The sequence below is a fragment of the Winogradskyella sp. 266wxhm genome (genome assembly GCF_058964685.1).
The window spans coordinates 3763031-3784599 of sequence record NZ_CM179559.1 but is presented as its reverse complement, the minus strand read 5'-3'; the positions used below and the strand labels follow the sequence as shown (position 1 = coordinate 3784599).

Below are 21569 nucleotides of genomic sequence, written 5' to 3'. Positions count from 1 at the left end.
AAATTATGAAAAAATTACTTTTATTAGCTTTAGCATTTAACTTTTCAACAGTATCATTGACTTATGCACAAAGCACTAAAACACAAAAAGAGGTTTTTCAATCAACATACAATAGCTTAAAGGCTTTAGTAAAGACACAGCAATATACCTATGCAGGTGAAGTTGTATACAATAATAAGAATAGAGAGATACTTAATGCTGAGGAAAATACTATTAAAATAGACAAAAGAACAGCTTCTGGTACAGTTACATCCTTAAGCACAGAGAAAAAGGCTTTTGATCTTAACGGAACAATATCTGATTATAATGCTTCTTTTGATGATGCGCAACAAATCATCACTATTGAATTCAAAGTACAATCTGAATCACAAACCGTTAATGTTTTTATAGATGTTAGACCTAATGGAAATGCTTTTTTAACAGCTTCTGTTGGTGGTAGCAACTCTATTTCTTGGACAGGACGCTTAAAGTGAGTCTAAAATCAGTATCTTTGCAATAGTATATAAAAGATTCACCGCATTAATAACATTCTTTAGTTATTATTTTGTAGTTCACACAATTTATTGTTAAGTTAATAATGTTTGTCTGCAACTTTCATAAGCGGCAAGTATTTATTAACCTTTAAAACAACGAATGGGTAGATCACAACAGACATTTAGTAAAACAGAAAAAGAAAAAAAGCGTTTAAAGAAAAAAGAGGAAAAGCGTAAAAAAATGGAAGCGCGTAAACTCGAGAAAGAAGAAAATGGTACAGGAGGTATTCCGATAGCTTATGTAGATCACAACGGAAACCTAACAGATACTCCGCCAGACCCATCCCAAAAAGTTAAAATCAAAGCAAAAAATATTGAAATAGGAATTCCTAAAAAAGAAGATATTGAAGAGGAATTTGATCCTGTTAGAAACGGTAAAGTTTCTTTTTTCGATAACTCAAAAGGTTTCGGGTTCATCATTGATACTGAAACTAATGAAAAATATTTCACACATGTTAGTAACATACTTGATGACATTACTGAAAATGATAAAGTAACTTTTGAACTTGAAAAAGGACCGAGAGGAATGAATGCTGTAAAAGTAAAAAAAGTAGAAATCTAAGAATTACAAAACTTTATATTCAAGGCCATTATATGATAAAACTATAATGGCCTTTTTATTTTTTGATTATACATATCTAGCATTTTTTCATTTTTTTAAAACCGCCTTATGTAAAATATCGTAAGTATCGTGAACAGTTAATCTTTAAAACTTAAAACGATGAAAACTAAAAATTTGATTTCAAGCTTAATGTTAGCTATAGCGTTGGTGTTTAGCACAACAGTAATGGCTCAAAACATGAAAAAGGAAAAAGGTATAAAAATGGTAGGTGAAGCTCCTATGTATCCTTCTAAAGATATAGTATCTAATGCTGTAAATTCTAAAGACCATACAACCCTTGTTGCTGCGGTTAAGGCTGCCGGATTGGTAGAAACACTTCAAGGAGATGGACCTTTCACAGTTTTTGCTCCAACTAATGCTGCTTTCGAAAAATTACCAGAAGGAACCGTAGCAACACTATTAAAACCAGAGAATAAATCAAAACTTCAGTCTGTACTTACTTATCATGTGTTAGCAGGTAAATACAGCGCAAAAGATATAATGAAAGCTATTAAAAAAGGAGATGGTAAAGCGATGTTTAAAACCGTAAATGGTGCTAAGCTTTGGGCTATGATGGATGGTGATGCTGTTGTTCTTAAAGATAGTGCAGGTAATATGTCTAAAGTTACTATTGCTGACGTTAACCAATCCAATGGAGTTATTCATGTGGTAGATACCGTTGTACTTCCAGGAATGTAAAATATTAAATTTAGTTTAGTTAGGGTAGAATTAGCAACAGTAGTCATATAATCGAGGTAGTTGTTAATTCTGAGAAAGCACAAGCCAAAACGCTTGTGCTTTTTTTATCTTTAAACTCAAAATACAAATCAACTCATGAATCCTAAGATTATAAACTGCTCAGAAAGGAAAGTCGTTGGATTATCATCAACTATAAATAGAAATGAGCCTCATAAAATTGGTGAACTCTGGAGACAATTCATGCCTGAAAAGTATAAGATTAAAAATGTAGCAACTAATGAGTTGATTGCAATTCAGTTATTTCCAAATAACATAAACAATGAAGGTGTTGATGAGTATACGATTTGGGCAGCTGTTGAAGTTCATGATTTTGAAAATATTCCTAACGGAATACTATCTTATGCAATACCAAGCGGTGATTATGCTGTTTTTACATTGAAAGGAATGAACATCCAAGGCTTGTATGAAAAAATTATGACGGAATGGCTACCAAAATCAGGTTACACAATAGATGATAGACCTCATTTTCAGATTATGGGAGAGGACTATAAAAACGGAAGTCCTGATTCTGAAGAGGATATTTATATACCGATAAAATCTAATTAGCTTTTGCGTCACACTGAGCTTGTCGAAGTGTAGTTTAAGCAGTCTTCGACAAGCTCAGACTGACATTTTAGTTATATAATCAAACGTTTTGTTTTGCCATCCTGAACAGTCACGCTGAGCTTGCCAAAGTGTTGTTTCAGGATCTCATAGTGTCATAGATGTTTATCTAAAGGTTCACTCTAAAATCACATCCAGATTTATAATTGCTACAACCGAAAGCGGTTTTACCTTTCAGTATTTTACCTGTTTTACATTTTGGACAAGTATCACCAACGTTAACAGAAAGGTTTTTAGCCGTTTGTTTCGGTTCTAATTTCAATTTAAAATTATCATCAAAACGTAATAAACCTTCAATAGAATTTCCTTGTACGTTAAACCCTTTTAAGTTTACGGTAGATCCTTTACTCAACAACCGTTTATATTGGTTTTCTGAAATCTTTTTATCTGCAAAACTAAAGGGGAGTGTAAAATCACAACTCTTACCATAAAGACTGCATCCATAAGCCGATTTTCCTTTTAATAATTGACCGTTTTTGCATTTAGGACAGTCACTCCCAACTAATGATTTGGATTTGCTTTTCTTTTTCGCTTTTGGTGATGATGTAGGCTTGTTATTTACTGCCGAAATACGGGTTTCTACTTTTTCACTTCTTACCTCATAGACCAAAGCATCAACCATGCGCTTCATACCTTTAATAAAAGCGTTGGCACTTATCTTGCCTTTCTCAATATCTTTTAGTTGCTTTTCCCAAGTTCCAGTTAATTCCGCCGATTTTAATAATTCGTTTTGAATAGTATCAATCAGCTGAATACCTGTTACAGTAGGTAGAATTTGCTTTTTATTTCGTTTGATGTACTTACGTTTAAAGAGCGTTTCAATAATATTGGCTCTGGTAGATGGTCTACCAATGCCATTCTCTTTCATAAGGTCTCTCAGCTCATCATCATCTACTTGCTTTCCTGCGGTTTCCATAGCGCGTAGAAGGGAAGCTTCAGTATATTGATTTGGTGGCTTAGTTTGCTTTTCTAAAAAAGAGGGTTCATGAGGTCCTTTTTCACCTTTAACAAATGAAGGAAGTATGGATTCACCTTTATTTTTCGAGCTATCAGATTCAAAAACAACACGCCATCCTTTGGATAAGATTTCTTTTCCTGTGGTCTTAAAGTTAACATCAGCTGCTTTCCCAATGACTGTAGTGTTAGAAACCTTGCAATCGTCATAAAAAACAGCTATAAATCGTCGTGTTATAATGTCATAAACTTGTTGCTCGGCAGGTTGTAAATGGGTTTGTATTCCTGTTGGAATTATAGCATGGTGATCGGTAACTTTTTTATCATTAAAAACTCTAGAAGATTTCTTTATTTTTTTATTTAATATAGAAGTTGTAAGTTCAGAATAATCAGTGAGTTTTGATAATATGTTTTTCACCTTAGGATAAACATCGTTAGGTAAAAAAGTGGTGTCTACTCTAGGGTACGTTACTACCTTTTTTTCATACAAGCGTTGCGCAATTTTAAGCGTCTCATCAGCCGAAAAACCAAACTTGTTATTACAGTATACTTGAAGACCTGTAAGATCAAACAATTTTGGAGCATACTCTGTACCTTTCTTCTTGGTAATGGATTCTATTTCAAATTCGTGTTCCTTAACTTTAGTTGCTAGTTTTTCACCATCTTCCATTTTAAGAAAACGACCTTCCTCATAACTAAACAGCGTATCTCTATACATGGTCTGTAATTCCCAATACGGCTGAGGAACAAAATTTTCTATCTCCTTATAACGGTTAACAAGCATAGCAAGCGTCGGAGTTTGCACGCGACCAACAGACAATACCTGTTTGTAGCCACCATGTTTCACAGTATAAAGTCGTGTGGCATTAATACCCAAAAGCCAATCACCTATAGATCTTGAAAAGCCTGCGTAGTAAAGATTATCATAGTTTTCAGAGGGTTTTAGATTGTCAAAACCTTCTTTTATGGCTTCAGTCGTTAAAGACGAAATCCACAAACGTTCTACTTTACCTTTGTATTTTGCTTCATTGATAACCCAACGCTGTATTAATTCTCCTTCTTGTCCGGCATCACCGCAGTTTATCACCACATCAGCTTTATCAAAAAGACTTTTTACAATTTTGAATTGTTTTTTTATACCATCATTATTGGCAACCTTTACTTTGAATTTGTCAGGAAGCATAGGTAAGTTGTTAAGATCCCAACTTTTCCAATAAGGCTTGTAGTCACTAGGCTCACAAAGCGTACAAAGGTGTCCGAAGGTGTAAGTTACAGCATATCCATTTCCTTCAAAATAACCATCTCGCTTGGTGGTAGCACCAAGTACAGAAGCTATTTCTCTGGCAACACTAGGTTTTTCGGCAATACAAACTTTCAATACACTTCGGTTTTAATCAGCCTGCAAATTACAGAAATTTCTAAATGAAAAAAGACTATTTTATTAAAGTTCTAAGACTAACTTTTGTCCAATTTTTAACGGAGAGGACTTTTTGATTTTATTGGAAGTACAAATTAGAGATATCGGAATATTATTTCTCCTTGCAATACCATACAATGTATCTCCTTTTCTCACTGTGTAAATCGTTTTTTCTTTAACTAGACTAGCTAAGGCAGCTTCTTCGGACTCCAGAACATTTACTTTACTCACACGTCTTGAATTGTGAAATATAGCACGCGTCCACTCTTGGGTTACCCATATTTCTTGAGCTCTAATTTTATTGGTTGGTGAGAAATCAAATAAATATTCAGGATGAATTCTTTCACCTTTAAAACTTGCAACCAAGTGTAAATGACTTCCTCTAGAGTTTCCTGTGTTTCCACCTTTGCCTAAGAATCCGCCTTTAGCTATTGAGTCGTTAGCTTTAACATTAATACGAGAGAGGTGTGCATACGTTGTCTCCATGCCGTTATAATGTCTAACCACAACTGTTTTTCCATGACCATAACTGTAACCAGCAAAACGAACGATGCCATCTAAAACTGAAACAACACTATCTCCTGTAACCAAATCAATATCGATGCCTTGATGTGGTCGTCCTCTTCGCCATCCATAGCGAGACGTAATTACCTTTTTATGGGCAACAGGCGAAGCGTATGTGGTATCTGTAAATTTAAGCTGTAAAGGAAACTTAACCTCAATATCTTTATAAGGATTATAGACTGTGGTATCCCAAAATTCAGCTTTGATATCAGGAAGCGCATCGGAAGTTACTAATGGAATTTCAACTTCTTTAATCTGTTCTGACTTATCAAAAAGAGAGGTGTTTGGGATTTTAATTTTTAATGAAGTTAAGGTAGAGTCTTGTTGGGCAAATGAAAATGTAATACTGCTAAACAAAGCAACACAAAAAGCAAAGTACTTCATAGAGGGAAAATAACTAATTCTAAAAATTTTATTCAATTTTTGAAACGTAAATATAGAATTAATATTGTCTCATATATGTTGAACAAAAATGAACCTGTAAACGATATGAACAATAATTCTTACTATATAAGTTAAAACCAAGCCTGTGGTAAAATTAACTTTGTGAATAACTAAAAAGAAATTGTTATGAAAAAGATATTTATACTATGTGCAGCAATACTTTTGAGTTGTAATAATAACACTAAAGGTCAAACACCTGAAGCTGTAAAGAAAACCTTTCAGGCTAAATATCCAGGTGAGAATGATCCAGATTGGCATCAAGACGATCATGGGTATTACGAAGCACACTTCAAAATTGATGGTGTAAAGTATAGAGCAGACTTTAATGCTGATGGCTCTTGGGTTGAAACGGAAACAAGTATTGACAAGAAAGCGCTACCTAAAGCTATAAAAAACTCTATTAAGGACAATTATGGTAGCGAGGAAATAACTGAAATAGAAAAAGTAGATAGTGCTACTAAAGGTGTATTCTACGATGTAGAATTTAAACAAAAAGGGAAAAATAAAGATGTGGAGTTCAGAGCAGATGGATCCATTATAAATACATAACATTCAACACTTAAAACTAGGAAAGGCATCTATATTGTATAGGTGCTTTTTTTATGCTACAAAGAATTGTAAATTTGCACCTCAATTTAAAAACCCGAAATTTCATTTATGTCTCAAAACAATCAAGCTCTTCAAGAAAAAAAGACCGACAAAGAATTATACGATTACCAACAAGGTGCAATAAATAAGATTTTTGAAAAGTTTGATACCGCTCCAGACGATTACCATCTGCTATACCAATTGCCAACAGGAGGTGGTAAAACGGTTATTTTCTCCGAAATGGTGCGCCAATATCTAAAAAATCACAATAAAAAAGTTTTGGTTATGACACACAGAATTGAGTTGTGTAACCAAACTTCAAAAATGTTAACGAGCTTTGGTGTAACTAATAAAGTGGTAAGCAGTAAGGCTAATTTAGATGATCAGGCGGATTATTCTTGTTTTGTAGCCATGGTTGAGACCTTAAACAATAGGTTAAATGACGACAAACTAGACATTTCTGATGTTGGTTTGGTTATTATAGATGAGGCGCATTACAACTCATTTACAAAGCTTTTTAAATTTTTTGAAAATTCATTCATCCTCGGTGTTACCGCAACTCCTTTAAGTTCTAATAAAGAATTACCAATGAAAGGTAATTACGATGAACTTATTACAGGTGAAACCATTGAAAACCTTATTGAAAACGAATTCTTAGCACGAGCAGAGACTTACGCTTACGATATGGGTTTAACATCTCTTGAGGTTGGTTCTAATGGTGATTATACCGTGAAATCTTCCGAAGATTTATACTCTAGTCCTGCTATGTTGCAGAAAACTATTGACGCTTACAAAAAACATTCACTAGGGAAGAAGACTTTAATATTTAACAATGGTATCAACACTTCAATAAGTGTCTACTATGCGTTTAGAGAAGCTGGTATTCCTATTATGCACTTAGATAATACGGCGACCAAAAAGCAACGTAAGCAAATATTAGATTGGTTTCACGAAACACCAAATGCTGTACTTACGTCTGTTAGTATCTTAACTACAGGTTTTGATGAACCTACTATTGACACTATCATTCTTAACAGAGCAACAAAATCGTTGACGCTTTATTATCAGATGGTTGGTCGTGGATCGCGTATTCTTAATAATAAATCCAAGTTCACAATTATTGATTTAGGGAATAACTTGTATCGTTTCGGACCTTGGGGAGCTGATTTAGATTGGCAATTAATCTTTAAGTCGCCTAACTGGTATGCGGATAGAATAAAGAGTGATGAAGCTATTGAAGCTAATTTTAAGCATGACTTATCGGACGATATCAAAGACGAATTTTCAAAGTCAGAAGATACTTACTTTGATATTCGCCAAACCTACAAAGATGCAGTAGCTAATGGTGAATCTTCAAAAGTGGTTTTAGAGCGTTCTATAGAGCATCATGCAAAAATTTGTATAGAGAATAGTGAAGATGTTTATGATGCTTTGGCTTTAGCTAAATTATTAAAAGAAGACATCAATCAGCGTATTGAAATCTATGCAAAGTGTATTAGTAAAAGCACCTACAACTTCTTAAAATGGTTAAAGGACGACTACCAAAAGAAATTGAACACCTATTTACGTACCAATTTTGATGAGAAGTTTGAGGAAATCCATGGTTATCCGCCAGAAGAATAATCTCTAGTATTAAATAAACTACATATTTCATTTTCGGAGTATGGGAATAAATTATATCGCCAATCATCACAAAGATTTGTCTTCCTGAACTGTCACACTGAGCTGAGTCTGTACTAAGCAAAGACGAAGTATCGAAGTGTTGTTTCAGGATCTAATAAAACATTGATGTTATCTAAGTCTGATCAAGAATTCATGAGGTACATGTGTTTAAATAAGTTTTTGTTAAATTTTGATTTATAATAGTTTACATGTCATGTTGTAAACTATTAATTCAATGTTAAAACAACCTCAATTCCGTTAAGTAATCTTAAAAAAATTGACTCATATAGTTTCTGCTGTTATATTATAGTAAACCATAAAATCACAATAACCATGAGAACAGTTTTATTTATATTAGGTATAGTATTTACATTACAACTTTCGGCTCAAGATCCAATTATGCAAAAGGATAATAAAGCATTAGAAAGCATAGCCACAAAAATTACGAAAACATATGACGACCAATTAGGTCTGGATGGTAAGCAATTTACGTTATTCGAAAAAAAAGTAGAAGAGTACCTCATTAGAGAAGAAAAAATTCACAACGAATTCAAAGGTAAAACTAAACTAAATATGCTATATAAACTAAGAAAAGCGGAAACCATGGAAATGCGCAATGTACTAACAAAACCACAATTCGATTTGTACAAGCGTTTAAAGCCGCAAATTCAACCACTAGCTCAAGTTAGTGTTGATGACAAATAGTAATAACCGGTTATTACAACAAAACGACAGTAAAATCTACTGTCGTTTTTTTTAGATTAAAACTTAGTTTTTCTACTTCACACAAGTACCTTTGTAAAATAATTATAAGACTATGACGACTTTTAAAGATATTGGAATAAGTAAGCCTTACATAAAAGCTCTTAAAGAGCTCAACATTATAAACCCTACAGAAATTCAAGCTGCAGTAATTCCAATATTATTGGAGGCAGAAACAGATTTAATAGGTTTAGCGCAAACAGGCACAGGAAAAACAGCTGCCTTCGGATTACCGCTATTACATTCTATTGATAAAAATAAGAATGAAGTTCAGGCACTAATAATAGCTCCAACCAGAGAATTGGTTCAACAAATACAGAAGCAACTCTTTAAATTCACTAAGTATATTGATGGAAAGATATTTGCTGAAGGCGTTTACGGTGGCGAAAAGATGGATGTTCAAATGCGAGCATTAAATCGAACAACACATATCGTAGTGGCAACACCAGGTCGTTTGCTAGACTTGGTAGAGCGTGGTGCAGTGGATATTTCTAATGTAAAGACCTTGGTACTTGATGAAGCGGATGAAATGCTGAGTATGGGTTTTAAGGAAGACTTAAACAAAATACTAAAATACAATACCAGCAACAGAAAAACATGGTTGTTTTCAGCAACTATGCCTCAGGATATAAAGAGTATGATCAAAAACTACATGGATCCAAATGCGGCTAGAGTAGAGGTGAACAAAAACGCTTTAGTTAATGAAAATATTTCTCACCATTACGTACAGACTAATATTAAAGATAAAGTCAATATGATTATCCGAATTTTGGATAAACGCAAAGACGATAGAGGAGTTATTTTCTGCAGAACAAAAGCAGGTGCCAAAACCTTAGCACAACAATTACAGCACGAAGGTTTTGCTGTTGATGTTTTACAAGGAGACATGCAGCAAAAAGAACGCGATAAGGTTATGAGAGCCTTTAAAAATGAAAGTCTACAAGTATTGGTTTCCACTGATGTTTCCGCCAGAGGTATTGATGTAAATAATCTTGCTTTTGTGTTACACCATCAATTACCAGAGTATTTAGACTATTATACCCATCGTAGTGGTAGAACGGCCAGAGCTGGTAAAACAGGTCAATCCATCGCACTTATCATTCCTGGCGAAATGCAAAAGATTATTGATATCCAATCCGAACTCGGTATCACGTTCAAAGAAATGACAGTTTGACAAAAATCTAAAAGAAGCCATTGTCATTGATTTTTGTCATCCTGAACTGTCACACTGAGCTTGACGAAGTGTTGTTTAAGGATTTAATTCATTATTGATATTGTCAGTCTGAGCCTGTCGAAGACGAGTTAATAATCCAGCATTAACCACAAAGAGAATCAAAACCAAATTCCGACATAGTCGGAACCAACGATTTTCAGAAGTAATAAGTAATTATCAATATTAAAGATCCAAATCAAGGATTAAAAAATAATTATTAATAATAAAACAAAATATACAACCATCATCGAATGGTGCTTGCAACTTCCTACAAATCGTTTTGATTTTTTAGGTAGCCTGTCCTGAGCGCAGTCGAAGGGTTTGTATCAAGAACTGCGAAGCATATCATGAGTTCTTAAACAATGAATATTGACGAATACAAAATGAACGTATAAAAAAATGATACTGAAACTAGTTCAGGATGACAGCATTTGAATGTTAATGTCAGTCCGAGCCTATCAAAGACAATATCAAAACTAAAAACCAATCCTATATCAAACAAAATTCACAAAGATTTTATACCTTTAACACACTCTTGTTGACCCTCTTGCTATAACAATTACAAATTCCCTTACGTACTATTACCGCTATAATTCTAGCAGTAACAGTAGTACAAATTAGTATCGTTTTTAACGTTAAAACCAAATACACCAATGGAAACCTTAAAAATCAAAACAGGGGAAACCGTTAAGCTTACGGTCAAAATCAGCTCTGATGCCAATGTCGGCTCTAACGTGCATCTCGATGATGTCGTGGTCAAAAAAAGTATTACCAATAATTTTAATGTTGAGCTTGGTACTATCGATGATCTCGACGGAAAATCACTATCTGTAGTTTCTAATTTCTTTGTCAGCGGAGGACTCATAGATGCCGTGATGGAAACCACTATTGTGGAATGTATTATTTCTACAGAAACGATTACGGAATCTTTTGTGGCAGAAAAGGTAAAGATCAATCCTATGCTCTTTATGTCTTACGTAGTTTTAAAACTTGAAAAAACCGAAGACGATGAGAACTAAATTAGCATTAAGTATAGTATGCGCTTTTGGCTTAACACTTCAAGCGCAACAGGTAGATTTGAGTGAATTTACTTTAGCTAACGCCTCAACTCCAGCATTTGTACTGGTAGAAGAAACACCAACAGCTATTTACACTCCAGAAAATCTAAAAGCGCTCGCCATTCATGCCTTAGATAACTTTGGTAAAAGCTTGTCTGTAGAAGCTACTCCATATTTTCTCATCAATCAAGAACGAAAGGACAGAACCTATCAGAAGTATATTGGAGTCACGCAAGATGAAGAAACCAAGAAACTCAAGCAGAATCCTTTTAGTGGACTCAATACCACTACTATTTCCTTTGCTTATGTAGATAAAGAATTTTCAGGCTTAGCAGACGAACGTAAAACATATTCCATAGGAGTCCGTACAACATTGCTCCGTTTTTATAACAAAGAAAAAGTACATGCTAATACGATTGGTATGGCAACAGCATTGTCTAACATAACAGTTCCTGTGGAAGTACTTACACAAGGACCAGAAGCTATCCAAGCGTATTATAACGACAATCAAGAGGAAATCAATGCACTTTTAGAACCTTACCAAAAAGTAATCAAACCGCAATTCAGGCTCGATGCTGCCATTGGTTACAGTACCTTGTTTAAGGAAAATTCCATTTCTTCTGGGACCGTAAAACGCTTTGGATCGTGGTTAACATCCGAAACCAGTATCATTCTAAACGAAGGTAGCGATGCCAAAACCAATAACTATTTCAATCTATTATTGACAGCTCGTTATATTGAAGATGGTTTCAATACTACAAGTCCAGAAGATTTCTTCACAAATTACTATCGTGATTTTGGTGGAAAATTAGAATTCGAATTTGGTAAACTAGGTGTAGGTTACGAGTATATTTCCAGAAAAGGTACTATAGATAGTGAGCGCTCTGTAGGAAACATTCGTTTTACGATCAATAAAGACATCAGTATTACAGGAGGATTTGGTAAGGATTTTAGCGTGAATGAAGATGATAATCTGGTGACTTTATTCGGAATTCATTGGGGAATTAACACAGGTAATAGCAAAGTAAAACTATAAAAGTATGTCAGGTCATCAATTCCAACCATTCGAAAATATAGGACTTTGCTTTAGCGGTGGTGGTTACAGAGCTACTTTCTTTGCTTTAGGCGTAGTATCTTATTTAGATCATATTTCGTATAAAAATGAATCCTTATTAAAATCCGTAAAGGCCATCAGTACCGTTAGTGGTGGAACTTTATTGGGTGTTGGCTTTGCGAAAGCACTTCAACATCCTGATTACGATTTCAAAACCTTTTTCAAAGAGTTTTACAACACCTTTACACCAGAAAATGATAAACTTTTAGAAACCGCCATTGCTAAATTGGAAGATGATAGCATCTGGAAAAACAGTCATAAAAAACGTTCACTCATCAATGCCTTTGCTTTGACTTATGCCGAAATGCCCATCTTTTCAGGTGATTTTGAATTGTTCAATAAAGACAATATAAAGCATATTGAACAGGTCTGTTTTAATGCTACAGACTTTTCGTTCGGGTTAACGTATCGTTTTCAGAATCAAGGATTCTTTGGAAATAGTCCGTTATACAATAGCAATAGAAGTGAAGTCGATGCATTACGAAATAAGGTGCAGCTCAGTGATGCTATAGCTTCATCATCATGTTTTCCTTTGGGTTTTGAACCTTTAGTATTTCCTGATGATTATTTCCAAGATCAAAATTCGGAAGCTTATAAAAACCTTAAAGGATTGGATTGCTATATTGATGGAGTAGGGATTATGGATGGTGGTATTGCCGATAACCAAGGCATTGGTAGTATGATGAAAATCAATGACCGTATGAAAGGGAAACTCGATCTTATTATGGTCAATGATGTTGGAAGTTACAAAATGACTCCTTGGCAACCTGATACTGCGGAAATCGAAAAAACATCAACGGTTCAAAAGGCAGTCAATAAGGTATTGCAATATTTTACTATTAAACCTATCTATTGGATTACCTTACTGATAGGTCTCATCATTGTGCTAGCTGGTTCTTATTTTGAATGTGAAGGTAATGCCTGGACAGCACTCTATATCGTTGGTAGTGTCATCATGGGAATCGGACTCACCATGACCATTTTAGGACTCTTAGCCGCAACCATAAAAGGTTTTACACTTAGTAAACTAAAAAATCTCTTTAAAAAGAATGTTCCAGAACCTTTGCTAGATGATATTCTTACCTTTCAAAAGCTAGATATCTCCTTGGTGCAGCGTATGCTCACCGAACGTGCAACATCTGCTGCTAAAATGATAAACGATGTGTTTCTTAAGCAAATGCGTCGACTCAATTATGACTTATTCTATTCCAAGTCGAGCTTAAATAATAAACGCTTAACATCAACCGTGTATAAACTCAACGGAGAAGACACTCCTTATACTAAAGCAAATTATAATGACCATATAAAGCCAAAACCTTCCAAAAGTTTAAAAAGTGTATGCCTTACAGCATCTGAAACACCAACCACTTTATGGTGGGATAAAACCGATATTCAGAAAAATAGAATGGATACACTAATCGCTTGCGGACAATTCACAACCTGTTATGAATTAATGGATTATATATTATCACTTAAAGCAGAAGAGAGTAGTGGTATTACCGATTTTACAGAACTCGATAAACTCTACAAAGCCCTAGAAAAGGATTGGAAAGTCTTTAATAAAAACCCACTTTGGCTCACAGAACAATTGAAGTAATATTACTTTAAAAACCTAAACTCTTTGTTGCCATGTCATCCTGAACTCGATTCAGGATCTCATCAAACATGAAAGATGTTTTCAGTCTGAGCCTGTCGAAGACGTTTTAGTAATACAACATTAACCACAAAGAGAATCAAACCCATATTCCGACACAGTCGGAAGCAACGATTTTCAGAAGTAATGAGCTCTTATCAATCTTAAATACTCAAATCTAGGATTGAAGAACAATTAAGAATATAAATACAAGATAAGCAGTTATCAGCGAATGGTGCTTGCAACTTCCTAAAAATCGTTTTGATTTTTTGGTTCGTTTTGTATCAAGACAAAATGAACATAAGAAAAAAAACAATTAAATAGATCCTGAACCGAGTTCAGGGTGACATAATAACTAAGTAATATTAACCTGAGCCTGTCAAGATAAATTAATAAACGTTGAATAGAGTAAAAGCCTAATAAAAAACCATCAGTTCGAGTGTTTTATTCGAAGCATGAGAATAAAAAGTATCGAGAACCATTTACAGAATAACAGTACCTAATTGCTAATATCAGTCTAAGCCGTTTCTAAAGCAACATTCTGCTTCAAATGTAACAAACCTGCAACAATAGCATCCAATTCATGCTCTAAAAAGCGTGGATTACGTTTGCTAAATCCTTGAATACAATTAGAATAAAGCTCAATACCAGCATGAGTAATACAGACACTATATGTGTCGTTTTCGGCATTAAGGTTCACAGAAGTTCTGTAGTCGCTGTACGTTAACAACCAATAACATAAACTGTTGATCTGGTTGAACAAAGAAAAGTTTGTGTCCATAATAATAGGTTTTAAGTAGCTGAGGGAATCTATATACGAAAATACCATCAAACCAGTTTTACATAAAAAATATCTGCTTTACGGATGCCTTTCCTCGGCAAAGTGCTGATTTTTAACAAATATGCACTCCAAAAACAGCATTTATAATATCCAATGTCATTAAGAATAGTATTTCAACCAAATGCGCTAAGCACTCTAAAAATCAAACTTTAGATTTACTTATAATGCATGACTAATGACAACACCCGAATCATTCAAAATACAGCATATCCCACGATTACTGGTTAATACAGGTAAATCTTGGTACAAAGGAGATCCTTTTAAACACAGTGCAATTGTAGCATATTACGGCATACTGTCTTTACCAGCACTCATCATTATTATCTTAAAAGTGGTAGGCAGTGTTTGGGGAGAAGACTTGGTACAAGGGGAGTTACTGGGTGAAATATCTAGCGCCATAGGACCTGATGCCGCTGATGCTATTCGGGTTATGATAAACAATAGGAGTAGTGCGGACACTTCAATCATGGCGACCATCATTGGTATAGGAACGCTGTTGTACGGTTCTACAGGAGTGTTTTTTCAGGTGCAGAGTGCTTTAGATAATATATGGGGTAATGCATGACTAATGACAACACCCGAATCATTCAAAATACAGCATATCCCACGATTACTGGTTAATACAGGTAAATCTTGGTACAAAGGAGATCCTTTTAAACACAGTGCAATTGTAGCATATTACGGCATACTGTCTTTACCAGCACTCATCATTATTATCTTAAAAGTGGTAGGCAGTGTTTGGGGAGAAGACTTGGTACAAGGGGAGTTACTGGGTGAAATATCTAGCGCCATAGGACCTGATGCCGCTGATGCTATTCGGGTTATGATAAACAATAGGAGTAGTGCGGACACTTCAATCATGGCGACCATCATTGGTATAGGAACGCTGTTGTACGGTTCTACAGGAGTGTTTTTTCAGGTGCAGAGTGCTTTAGATAATATATGGGGAAATCATCCAAGGTACGAAAACAGCCTTTTAGCAACCATTGTAAGTCGTGCTAAAAGCTTTGGATTTATACTGGTTATAGGCTTTTTGTTGTTAGTGAGTTTGGTGTTGACCTCATTATTAAGCACTTTTAGTCGACAACTAAATGAGTTATTACCAGAAGATATGTTCGATTTGTTGTTTTTGGTGGACTTGTTAGTGTCGGTTGGCTTTATTTATATCTTGTTTGCTACGATGTTTAAATATTTACCATCCGCGAGAATCCCGTGGAAATCTGTACGTGTAGGCGCCGCATTAACAACCGTAATGTTTATGATTGGTAAATATCTGCTGGCATTATATTTTAATACTATGGAACCTGGTTCTACTTACGGAGCTGCAGGCTCTATAATTTTGATTATGCTGTGGGTGTCGTATTCTAGTTTAATATTATTATTTGGTGCACACTTTACTAAACAGTATGCTGATAAGTATCTTATAAATCCTGAATCTGTGGTATGATAGATCTTTTTATGATACACTAGAAATACATTGTAGAGTAGTTATTAATTCACTATGTATTTTACATAATATAAATTATAGGACATTTTAGATTAAAGTATATTATGATTGAGAGTGCTGGTTTTTGGTGGCTATCTTGTTGTATGTTGTGATGTTTACCCGATTGTTATCCGAGGTTTATCTGGGTTTGAGTCGCTTTTGATCTGGATTAGACCCGACTTAGATACGGGTGAACCTTATTTTTGGTATTGGTTTGGGGTTATTTAGGACTTTACACTACTGAATTTGAAACACTGTTTTAAATGAAAGTATAATGCGTAGCGTAACCAAAATCTTATGTTCATTTTTGATGCACCAAAAACGAACCAAAAAGTGCTTTGCTGTCAAGAGGTATTTTTAAGAGCACTTATGGTGCCCTTAAAACCATAACCAAAATCCTAAATGGCTTCCAAGGCTTCAGCCATTCTTAACGGATTTTGGTTATTATACTGCTGACAGCGGTTTCCGACTGTGTCGGAATTGGGGTTTGATGATCTTTATGGGTATCTTTTTTTTGGTTCTCGATACATTTTATTCTCATACTTCGAATAAAACACTCGAACTGACGGTGTGGTTATTGTTTTAGTAATTCGTCTTCGACAGGCTCAGACTGACATTTGGGGATAATAGTACGAGATGTAGACTCTAAGTCATAAAAAAAAGCGAAGAATGAGAATTATTGTTATCCCATTCTTCGCTTTTTATTTTAGTAATACAGTATAATACGATTATACCTAATTCTTAATTATTCTCTTGGTTATAGATGAATTTTCAGAATATAGCTTTACAAAGTAAATCCCTTTTGATAACTGTTGCATATCTATAGTATTAGGGTTATTTGAAACTTCAAAAAGTTTTTCTCCTAGTAGCGAGTATACTTCTACCTTAGAAAAGTCAATGTTAGATTCTATAAACAACTTACTACCAACAGGGTTAGGATATAGTTTTACTTCATTGGTTTCAAAAGCATTGGTAGATAAGGAAGATACTTGCATAACATCATCAAAATAAAATGTAGATGTTGCGCTACCGTTTCCTACGTTTCCAAAATCGAACATAAATACTAGCTTATCGTATGGGCTTACACCAAGGGCACCAAAGTCCCAACTTAATGTTTCCCATTCTCCTGTAACCGTTGTTGGTGTTGATAACTCAAAGGTAGAACCACCACTCTGCTGCTCTAGTTTCATAAGTACTTGTGTGCCTATAGGAGCTTCGGTCCAGAGGTTTAGGGTAATATATTGTGCTGTGTTAAAGTTTAAAGCATCATTAAGGTTAATGAAAGCCCCTGCCCAAGTTTGTCCGCCATCTCTAACAATTTTGGCTAAGTTGGCACTACTGTTTCCTGTGCTTTGTGGTGGAACAACTGCTTCTACAGTGGCTGTAGCACCATCAAAATTAGTAAAATCTGCCGTTACTGGTGTGGTTTCAAAATAAAATGGTAGCCCTGTATTATTACCTGGCTCTGCACATACCACATCATTGTAAGTAAAGGTCATTCTACCTAAATTAACTTCGCCATTTGTTGCTGTTAATCGCAAAACGTGTACACCAGCAGTTAAGTTGACGTTGCTTGTAGATTTTGTACTCCAACTTCCCCAGTCTCCTGTTGATGAAAATATGATATCTTGACTTACTTGCGCACCATCTACTTCAAACTTAATAGGGCCTCCTCCATTGGTATTGCCTGATGCATAACGGATATCTAAATTGTAGCATCCTGCAGTTTGTACATCTACCGTGTACTCTAACCACTCACCTGCTGCAACCCAACCGATTGTTTCGCCTTCTGTGGCATCTGTTGCTGCGTCTACATATTCTGATGGTCTAAAACCGCCTTGATTGTCCATAGAAGTATCAAAATACGCTATGTTTTGGCCATTTCCACCTTCAAAAAGATCGTAATGTCCTGCTTCAATTACACCAGGTATTATGCTTGGCGATCCTAAATACGGTACTTGATCACCTATGGTTAATGTAACAATGTTGGTAACAATAGAAGATGTGCCCTCATAAACTTTCGCATAGACATTGTGTATGCCTAAAGCAATATTAGGAAGTGTGTATTGGTAAGGTGCAGTAGTATCTTCGCCTAACAATGTTCCGTTATGATAAAATTCTACTTTGGTAATACCTGCGCCTGTAGTACTTACAGATAATTCTACATTATCATTTTCGTTAGGGTCAGTAGGATTAGCAGATAAAACTCCTGTAATATCTATATCTCTACTTGTAGCTAAGGTATAAGCAGGAACATCTAGCACATAGCCATCTGAAAATGTTACTGTTGTTGCTGTACCTGAATAGTTTTGTGCTACGTAGGTGATGGTTCCATTATCGTTAAACGCTGCTGCTAGAGGATCATTTGCTGTAATTGAAGCTTCTGGTGTGCCTAAAGCATTCATATTGTGCAGCCAATGGTAAGTGTGCGCATTAGAAATACCGAACTTAAGCGCTCTATTAGGATAAGAATCGTACAAATTAATTGCACTTTGAGCATCCGTTAAAGCTAGGAACTTCCAATACGTATCGTGCCATAAGTTTGGATTTTCTTCGTTACTCAATACACCAGTATCAGCAGAGATCTCTGACCACAGTAATTGTGCATAACTCTGATTGTGACCTAAATATAAAGAGCCACCATGTATAGGATAGAGCTCTATGCCGTAAGATGCCGCAATATCACCTGTCCAGAATGTGCCATTGTCATAGGAATTACCCCAAACTCTAGACACAAATTCGTAAGGATGTGATGCGGAAAAGTTTCGTTGGTACATATCGAACCAATACTCTTCTACAGCAGTTTGTTCGGTGGTATAGATAAATATACCCAAATCTCTTATGGCATCGTTATTTGTAATTGCTCCCCAATGAATTAATGACGAAGCAAATTGCATACTTTCTGATGTGGATTCTTGATCATTTCCTTGTGGAAAGGTTGCAAATCCATTTGCCCAACTGTGGCCAGCATACGGACTAAAGTTTCTTAAAAAAGGAAATAAGGCATCATTTCTATCATCAGAAGCAGCATCGCGCACCAATAGGTTAATCATATCTCCCCATTGTGCAGCCCAACCTGGCTCAAATTGTTCCATAAACGCTGCTGCATGAATAAAATATCCCCAATGAAAATGATGGTCATTGATGTTGTTATCTTGACCATGGCCAGCAGGATACCCTAACATTGCAGACCATGTATCATTGTAATAATACAAAAATGCCACTTCACCAGACTGATAGGTTAACCAATCTTCTAATCGTTCTTTTATGGTGCTAACAATGGTGTTTCTTGCTTCAGTATTACCTACTTGATCTGCTATTCTGGCTGTTTGTATTAAACGATTCATTACCTGACCTTCATTGTAAGAATCTGTCCAAGTTGCTAATTGATCGTTTTGTATCGCTGCAATTTTACTGTTTAATTCAGCAGGATCATAACCTGCACTGTACTGCCCTAAATTTGGTAGTGTTGGCAGTATGCCCTTAAAAACATTTTCTACTTCAAAGCTGTTGCCGTCTAAGGTTTTTAGCTCTCCCCTAACCGTGTCGTAACTATATTCGTCTGGTGTTGTTGAGCCAGCGGATAAGTTATTCCATTGGTGCGGTAGTAATCCTAACAATACATTGGTATCTGTTCCTTCTTTTACATCAGTAGTTACAGTAAATGTTGATGTTAATTTTGAATTGGATTCATCATAACTCCAATTGGTAACCGTATTGGTAGGAAATACATAGGCGTACTTTTTGTATTCTTGCGCCATTGCATTGACATCTGAAGTACTTAGTGGTAACATAGCTAAAGACCAATAATTATTTCCGTTTAGCGTGGATGTATAGGTAGAACCCGATTGTGTCCAAGTACTCCCTGTTGGCGCATAAATGGCAAAATCTGATCCAGAAGTAGCGTCTTGTACTGTAATGGTTTCATTTGAAATAGTTACGATACCAGAGTTGATTGTAATTTCAACAGTATCGCTACTACCTTTATCAAAGTAGACAAAAGGCATTCCTATACCTGATGTTGCTTTAAGGTCGTGTGCACCGTCGTTCCAGTTCATAGTAACTGTCCAGTCTGAATAGTCTGATACGGTTGCCATAGAAGCATTTAAACCTGTTAGACCAATCTCAATTGGTGCAGAATCTCCGATTGGTCCCCAAGGAATATAGGTTACAATTAAACCTTGGTTGGTTGTTTTCATGGTCATTGGATAATTAAACAGGTTATCGGCATGATTTTCCTTGATTAATTTTGACCACCAGTCATTGGTTGGCACTGGTTTACCAATAGCATTACCACTTAATTGAGGTGAACCCGAAGGAAACCCATTTCTACCAGCGGCATCGGTACCTGGAAACGTTGTTGTGTAGCTTCCATTACCTATATTAACCACTTGAGCAGTAATGCATAAAGAATGTACTGATAGCAATAAAGCTACCAGCATTTTGAAAAATGATTGTTTGTTTTTAAGCATAGTTTATTTATTTAGTAAATCAATTATACTCAATGCTTAATGAGAAACAAATAAATTGACCTATACAAAAACCAAACATGATCTCATTGCTTTTGCAAAATATTCTTACAATAATCTATAACACTCAAGTTGTTAGATGTTTATACAAAAAACCTGAAATCTGAATCATTTTACCTTTTATTACTTGAAAATGAAGGAAATGACGTAGTGGTTTTATGCATTACTAATTAGTTTTCTACAGGTTCAGACTGATAATGTTGATTGGTTTTGGGTTTTGTATTATTCAGAACTGTTACACTGATCTTGGCGTGTAAAGAGCAAAGACGAAGTATCGAAATGTTGTTTTAATGTTTTTTTAGTACGTCCATTTTTGACGAAGAAATCCTTAGGATGTGCTCAGGGTAGGTTACCCAAAAATATTCTTATGCTTTTAATAAAATACTCGAACTGACGATGTGGTTATTATTTTTTACTAATTCGTCTTCGACAGGCTCAGACTGACAGCAAGATTAATCAATTAATTAGATCCTGAAAGCAACACTTTGACAAGCTCAGTGAGACAGTTCAGCATGACAATAATACTTTTAAGGCTTTAACTATTCTTAACGGATTTTTATTTAATTGTTTTTGTTTCTCATGTTCATTTTTGATGCACCAAACCCTTCGACTGCGCTCAGGGCAAGCTACCCAAAAAGTGCTTTGCTGTCAAGAGGTATTTTTAATAGCACTCTGGTGCTCTTAAAACCATAACCAAAATCCTAAATGGCTTCCAAGGCTTCAGCCATTCTTAACGGATTTTGTTTATTATACTGCTGACAGCATGTTCCGACTGTGTCGGAATTTGGGTTTGACAGTCTTTGTGGAT

At 35.3% G+C, this 21569-nt stretch carries 17 protein-coding genes; 13 read left to right on the top strand and 4 right to left on the bottom strand.

Translation table 11 applies throughout. The features are described from left to right. Nucleotides 1-5: 5 nt before the first annotated feature. The 4 genes from AC2H4K_RS17080 (at nt 6) to AC2H4K_RS17065 (ending at nt 2439) form a co-directional block, all read left to right on the top strand. On the top strand, nt 6-473 hold the full coding sequence (locus tag AC2H4K_RS17080) for a DUF4251 domain-containing protein (RefSeq protein WP_281140903.1): 468 nt from the start codon (nt 6-8) through the stop codon (nt 471-473). A gap of 160 nt (nt 474-633) precedes the next feature. Continuing rightward, the gene (locus AC2H4K_RS17075) at nt 634-1095 is read left to right on the top strand and encodes a cold-shock protein (protein WP_281140902.1); all 462 of its coding nucleotides are present in this window, start codon (nt 634-636) and stop codon (nt 1093-1095) included. Between the two features lie 159 nt (nt 1096-1254). Further along, nucleotides 1255-1833, top strand: a complete 579-nt coding sequence (locus AC2H4K_RS17070) for a fasciclin domain-containing protein (RefSeq protein WP_281140901.1) — start codon at nt 1255-1257, stop codon at nt 1831-1833. Between the two features lie 135 nt (nt 1834-1968). Further along, on the top strand, nt 1969-2439 hold the full coding sequence (locus AC2H4K_RS17065; RefSeq protein WP_281140900.1) for a GyrI-like domain-containing protein: 471 nt from the start codon (nt 1969-1971) through the stop codon (nt 2437-2439). Between the two features lie 166 nt (nt 2440-2605). On the opposite strand, the gene AC2H4K_RS17060 is transcribed toward AC2H4K_RS17065, so the two are convergent. Beyond that, the gene (locus AC2H4K_RS17060; RefSeq protein WP_281140899.1) at nt 2606-4828 is read right to left on the bottom strand and encodes a type IA DNA topoisomerase; all 2223 of its coding nucleotides are present in this window, start codon (nt 4826-4828) and stop codon (nt 2606-2608) included. A 63-nt stretch (nt 4829-4891) separates the two neighbouring features. Then, complete coding sequence (locus AC2H4K_RS17055; protein WP_281140898.1) at nt 4892-5815, bottom strand: peptidoglycan DD-metalloendopeptidase family protein; 924 nt, start codon at nt 5813-5815, stop codon at nt 4892-4894. Nucleotides 5816-6001: 186 nt separating this feature from the next. On the opposite strand from AC2H4K_RS17055, the gene AC2H4K_RS17050 reads away from it, so the two are divergent. From AC2H4K_RS17050 to AC2H4K_RS17020, 7 genes are all read left to right on the top strand, one after another. Then, the gene (locus AC2H4K_RS17050) at nt 6002-6424 is read left to right on the top strand and encodes a PepSY-like domain-containing protein (protein WP_281140897.1); all 423 of its coding nucleotides are present in this window, start codon (nt 6002-6004) and stop codon (nt 6422-6424) included. 108 nt (nt 6425-6532) lie between these two features. Further along, nucleotides 6533-8086 carry a DEAD/DEAH box helicase gene (locus AC2H4K_RS17045; RefSeq protein ID WP_281140896.1) on the top strand — a complete coding sequence of 518 codons (1554 nt, stop codon included), beginning with the start codon at nt 6533-6535 and terminating at the stop codon, nt 8084-8086. 372 nt (nt 8087-8458) lie between these two features. Continuing rightward, nucleotides 8459-8830, top strand: coding sequence for a hypothetical protein (locus tag AC2H4K_RS17040; protein ID WP_281140895.1), 372 nt, complete (start codon nt 8459-8461; stop codon nt 8828-8830). Between the two features lie 112 nt (nt 8831-8942). Further along, entirely contained in the window at nt 8943-10061 is a 1119-nt protein-coding gene (locus AC2H4K_RS17035; protein ID WP_281140894.1) for a DEAD/DEAH box helicase, read from the top strand. A gap of 692 nt (nt 10062-10753) precedes the next feature. Further along, nucleotides 10754-11119 carry a hypothetical protein gene (locus AC2H4K_RS17030; protein ID WP_281140893.1) on the top strand — a complete coding sequence of 122 codons (366 nt, stop codon included), beginning with the start codon at nt 10754-10756 and terminating at the stop codon, nt 11117-11119. Further along, a complete protein-coding gene (locus AC2H4K_RS17025; RefSeq protein WP_281140892.1) occupies nt 11109-12194 on the top strand; it encodes a hypothetical protein in 1086 nt (361 codons plus the stop codon). The genes AC2H4K_RS17030 and AC2H4K_RS17025 overlap by 11 nt, the downstream gene beginning before the upstream one ends. A gap of 4 nt (nt 12195-12198) precedes the next feature. Beyond that, entirely contained in the window at nt 12199-13869 is a 1671-nt protein-coding gene (locus AC2H4K_RS17020; protein ID WP_281140891.1) for a patatin-like phospholipase family protein, read from the top strand. Between the two features lie 553 nt (nt 13870-14422). On the opposite strand, the gene AC2H4K_RS17015 is transcribed toward AC2H4K_RS17020, so the two are convergent. Then, on the bottom strand, nt 14423-14686 hold the full coding sequence (locus tag AC2H4K_RS17015; RefSeq protein ID WP_281140890.1) for a hypothetical protein: 264 nt from the start codon (nt 14684-14686) through the stop codon (nt 14423-14425). 235 nt (nt 14687-14921) lie between these two features. Here AC2H4K_RS17015 and AC2H4K_RS17010 point away from each other — a divergent pair, with 235 nt between their 5' ends. Together AC2H4K_RS17010 and AC2H4K_RS17005 are read left to right on the top strand one after the other, a co-directional pair. Beyond that, entirely contained in the window at nt 14922-15311 is a 390-nt protein-coding gene (locus AC2H4K_RS17010; RefSeq protein ID WP_281140889.1) for a YihY/virulence factor BrkB family protein, read from the top strand. A gap of 3 nt (nt 15312-15314) precedes the next feature. After that, nucleotides 15315-16193 (top strand): YihY/virulence factor BrkB family protein, encoded by an 879-nt coding sequence (locus AC2H4K_RS17005; protein WP_281140888.1) that lies wholly within the window; start codon nt 15315-15317, stop codon nt 16191-16193. 773 nt (nt 16194-16966) lie between these two features. Here AC2H4K_RS17005 and AC2H4K_RS17000 read toward each other — a convergent pair. After that, the gene (locus AC2H4K_RS17000) at nt 16967-20704 is read right to left on the bottom strand and encodes a glycosyl hydrolase (RefSeq protein ID WP_493742646.1); all 3738 of its coding nucleotides are present in this window, start codon (nt 20702-20704) and stop codon (nt 16967-16969) included. Nucleotides 20705-21569 lie beyond the last annotated feature (865 nt).

Coding starts and splice junctions, on each gene's coding strand:
- AC2H4K_RS17080 (WP_281140903.1), top strand. CDS start 6: ATGAAAAAATTACTTTTATTAGCTTTAGCATTTAACTTTTCAACAGTA.
- AC2H4K_RS17075 (WP_281140902.1), top strand. CDS start 634: ATGGGTAGATCACAACAGACATTTAGTAAAACAGAAAAAGAAAAAAAG.
- AC2H4K_RS17070 (WP_281140901.1), top strand. CDS start 1,255: ATGAAAACTAAAAATTTGATTTCAAGCTTAATGTTAGCTATAGCGTTG.
- AC2H4K_RS17065 (WP_281140900.1), top strand. CDS start 1,969: ATGAATCCTAAGATTATAAACTGCTCAGAAAGGAAAGTCGTTGGATTA.
- AC2H4K_RS17055 (WP_281140898.1), bottom strand. CDS start 5,815: ATGAAGTACTTTGCTTTTTGTGTTGCTTTGTTTAGCAGTATTACATTT.
- AC2H4K_RS17050 (WP_281140897.1), top strand. CDS start 6,002: ATGAAAAAGATATTTATACTATGTGCAGCAATACTTTTGAGTTGTAAT.
- AC2H4K_RS17045 (WP_281140896.1), top strand. CDS start 6,533: ATGTCTCAAAACAATCAAGCTCTTCAAGAAAAAAAGACCGACAAAGAA.
- AC2H4K_RS17040 (WP_281140895.1), top strand. CDS start 8,459: ATGAGAACAGTTTTATTTATATTAGGTATAGTATTTACATTACAACTT.
- AC2H4K_RS17035 (WP_281140894.1), top strand. CDS start 8,943: ATGACGACTTTTAAAGATATTGGAATAAGTAAGCCTTACATAAAAGCT.
- AC2H4K_RS17030 (WP_281140893.1), top strand. CDS start 10,754: ATGGAAACCTTAAAAATCAAAACAGGGGAAACCGTTAAGCTTACGGTC.
- AC2H4K_RS17025 (WP_281140892.1), top strand. CDS start 11,109: ATGAGAACTAAATTAGCATTAAGTATAGTATGCGCTTTTGGCTTAACA.
- AC2H4K_RS17020 (WP_281140891.1), top strand. CDS start 12,199: ATGTCAGGTCATCAATTCCAACCATTCGAAAATATAGGACTTTGCTTT.
- AC2H4K_RS17015 (WP_281140890.1), bottom strand. CDS start 14,686: ATGGACACAAACTTTTCTTTGTTCAACCAGATCAACAGTTTATGTTAT.
- AC2H4K_RS17010 (WP_281140889.1), top strand. CDS start 14,922: ATGACAACACCCGAATCATTCAAAATACAGCATATCCCACGATTACTG.
- AC2H4K_RS17005 (WP_281140888.1), top strand. CDS start 15,315: ATGACAACACCCGAATCATTCAAAATACAGCATATCCCACGATTACTG.
- AC2H4K_RS17000 (WP_493742646.1), bottom strand. CDS start 20,704: ATGCTTAAAAACAAACAATCATTTTTCAAAATGCTGGTAGCTTTATTG.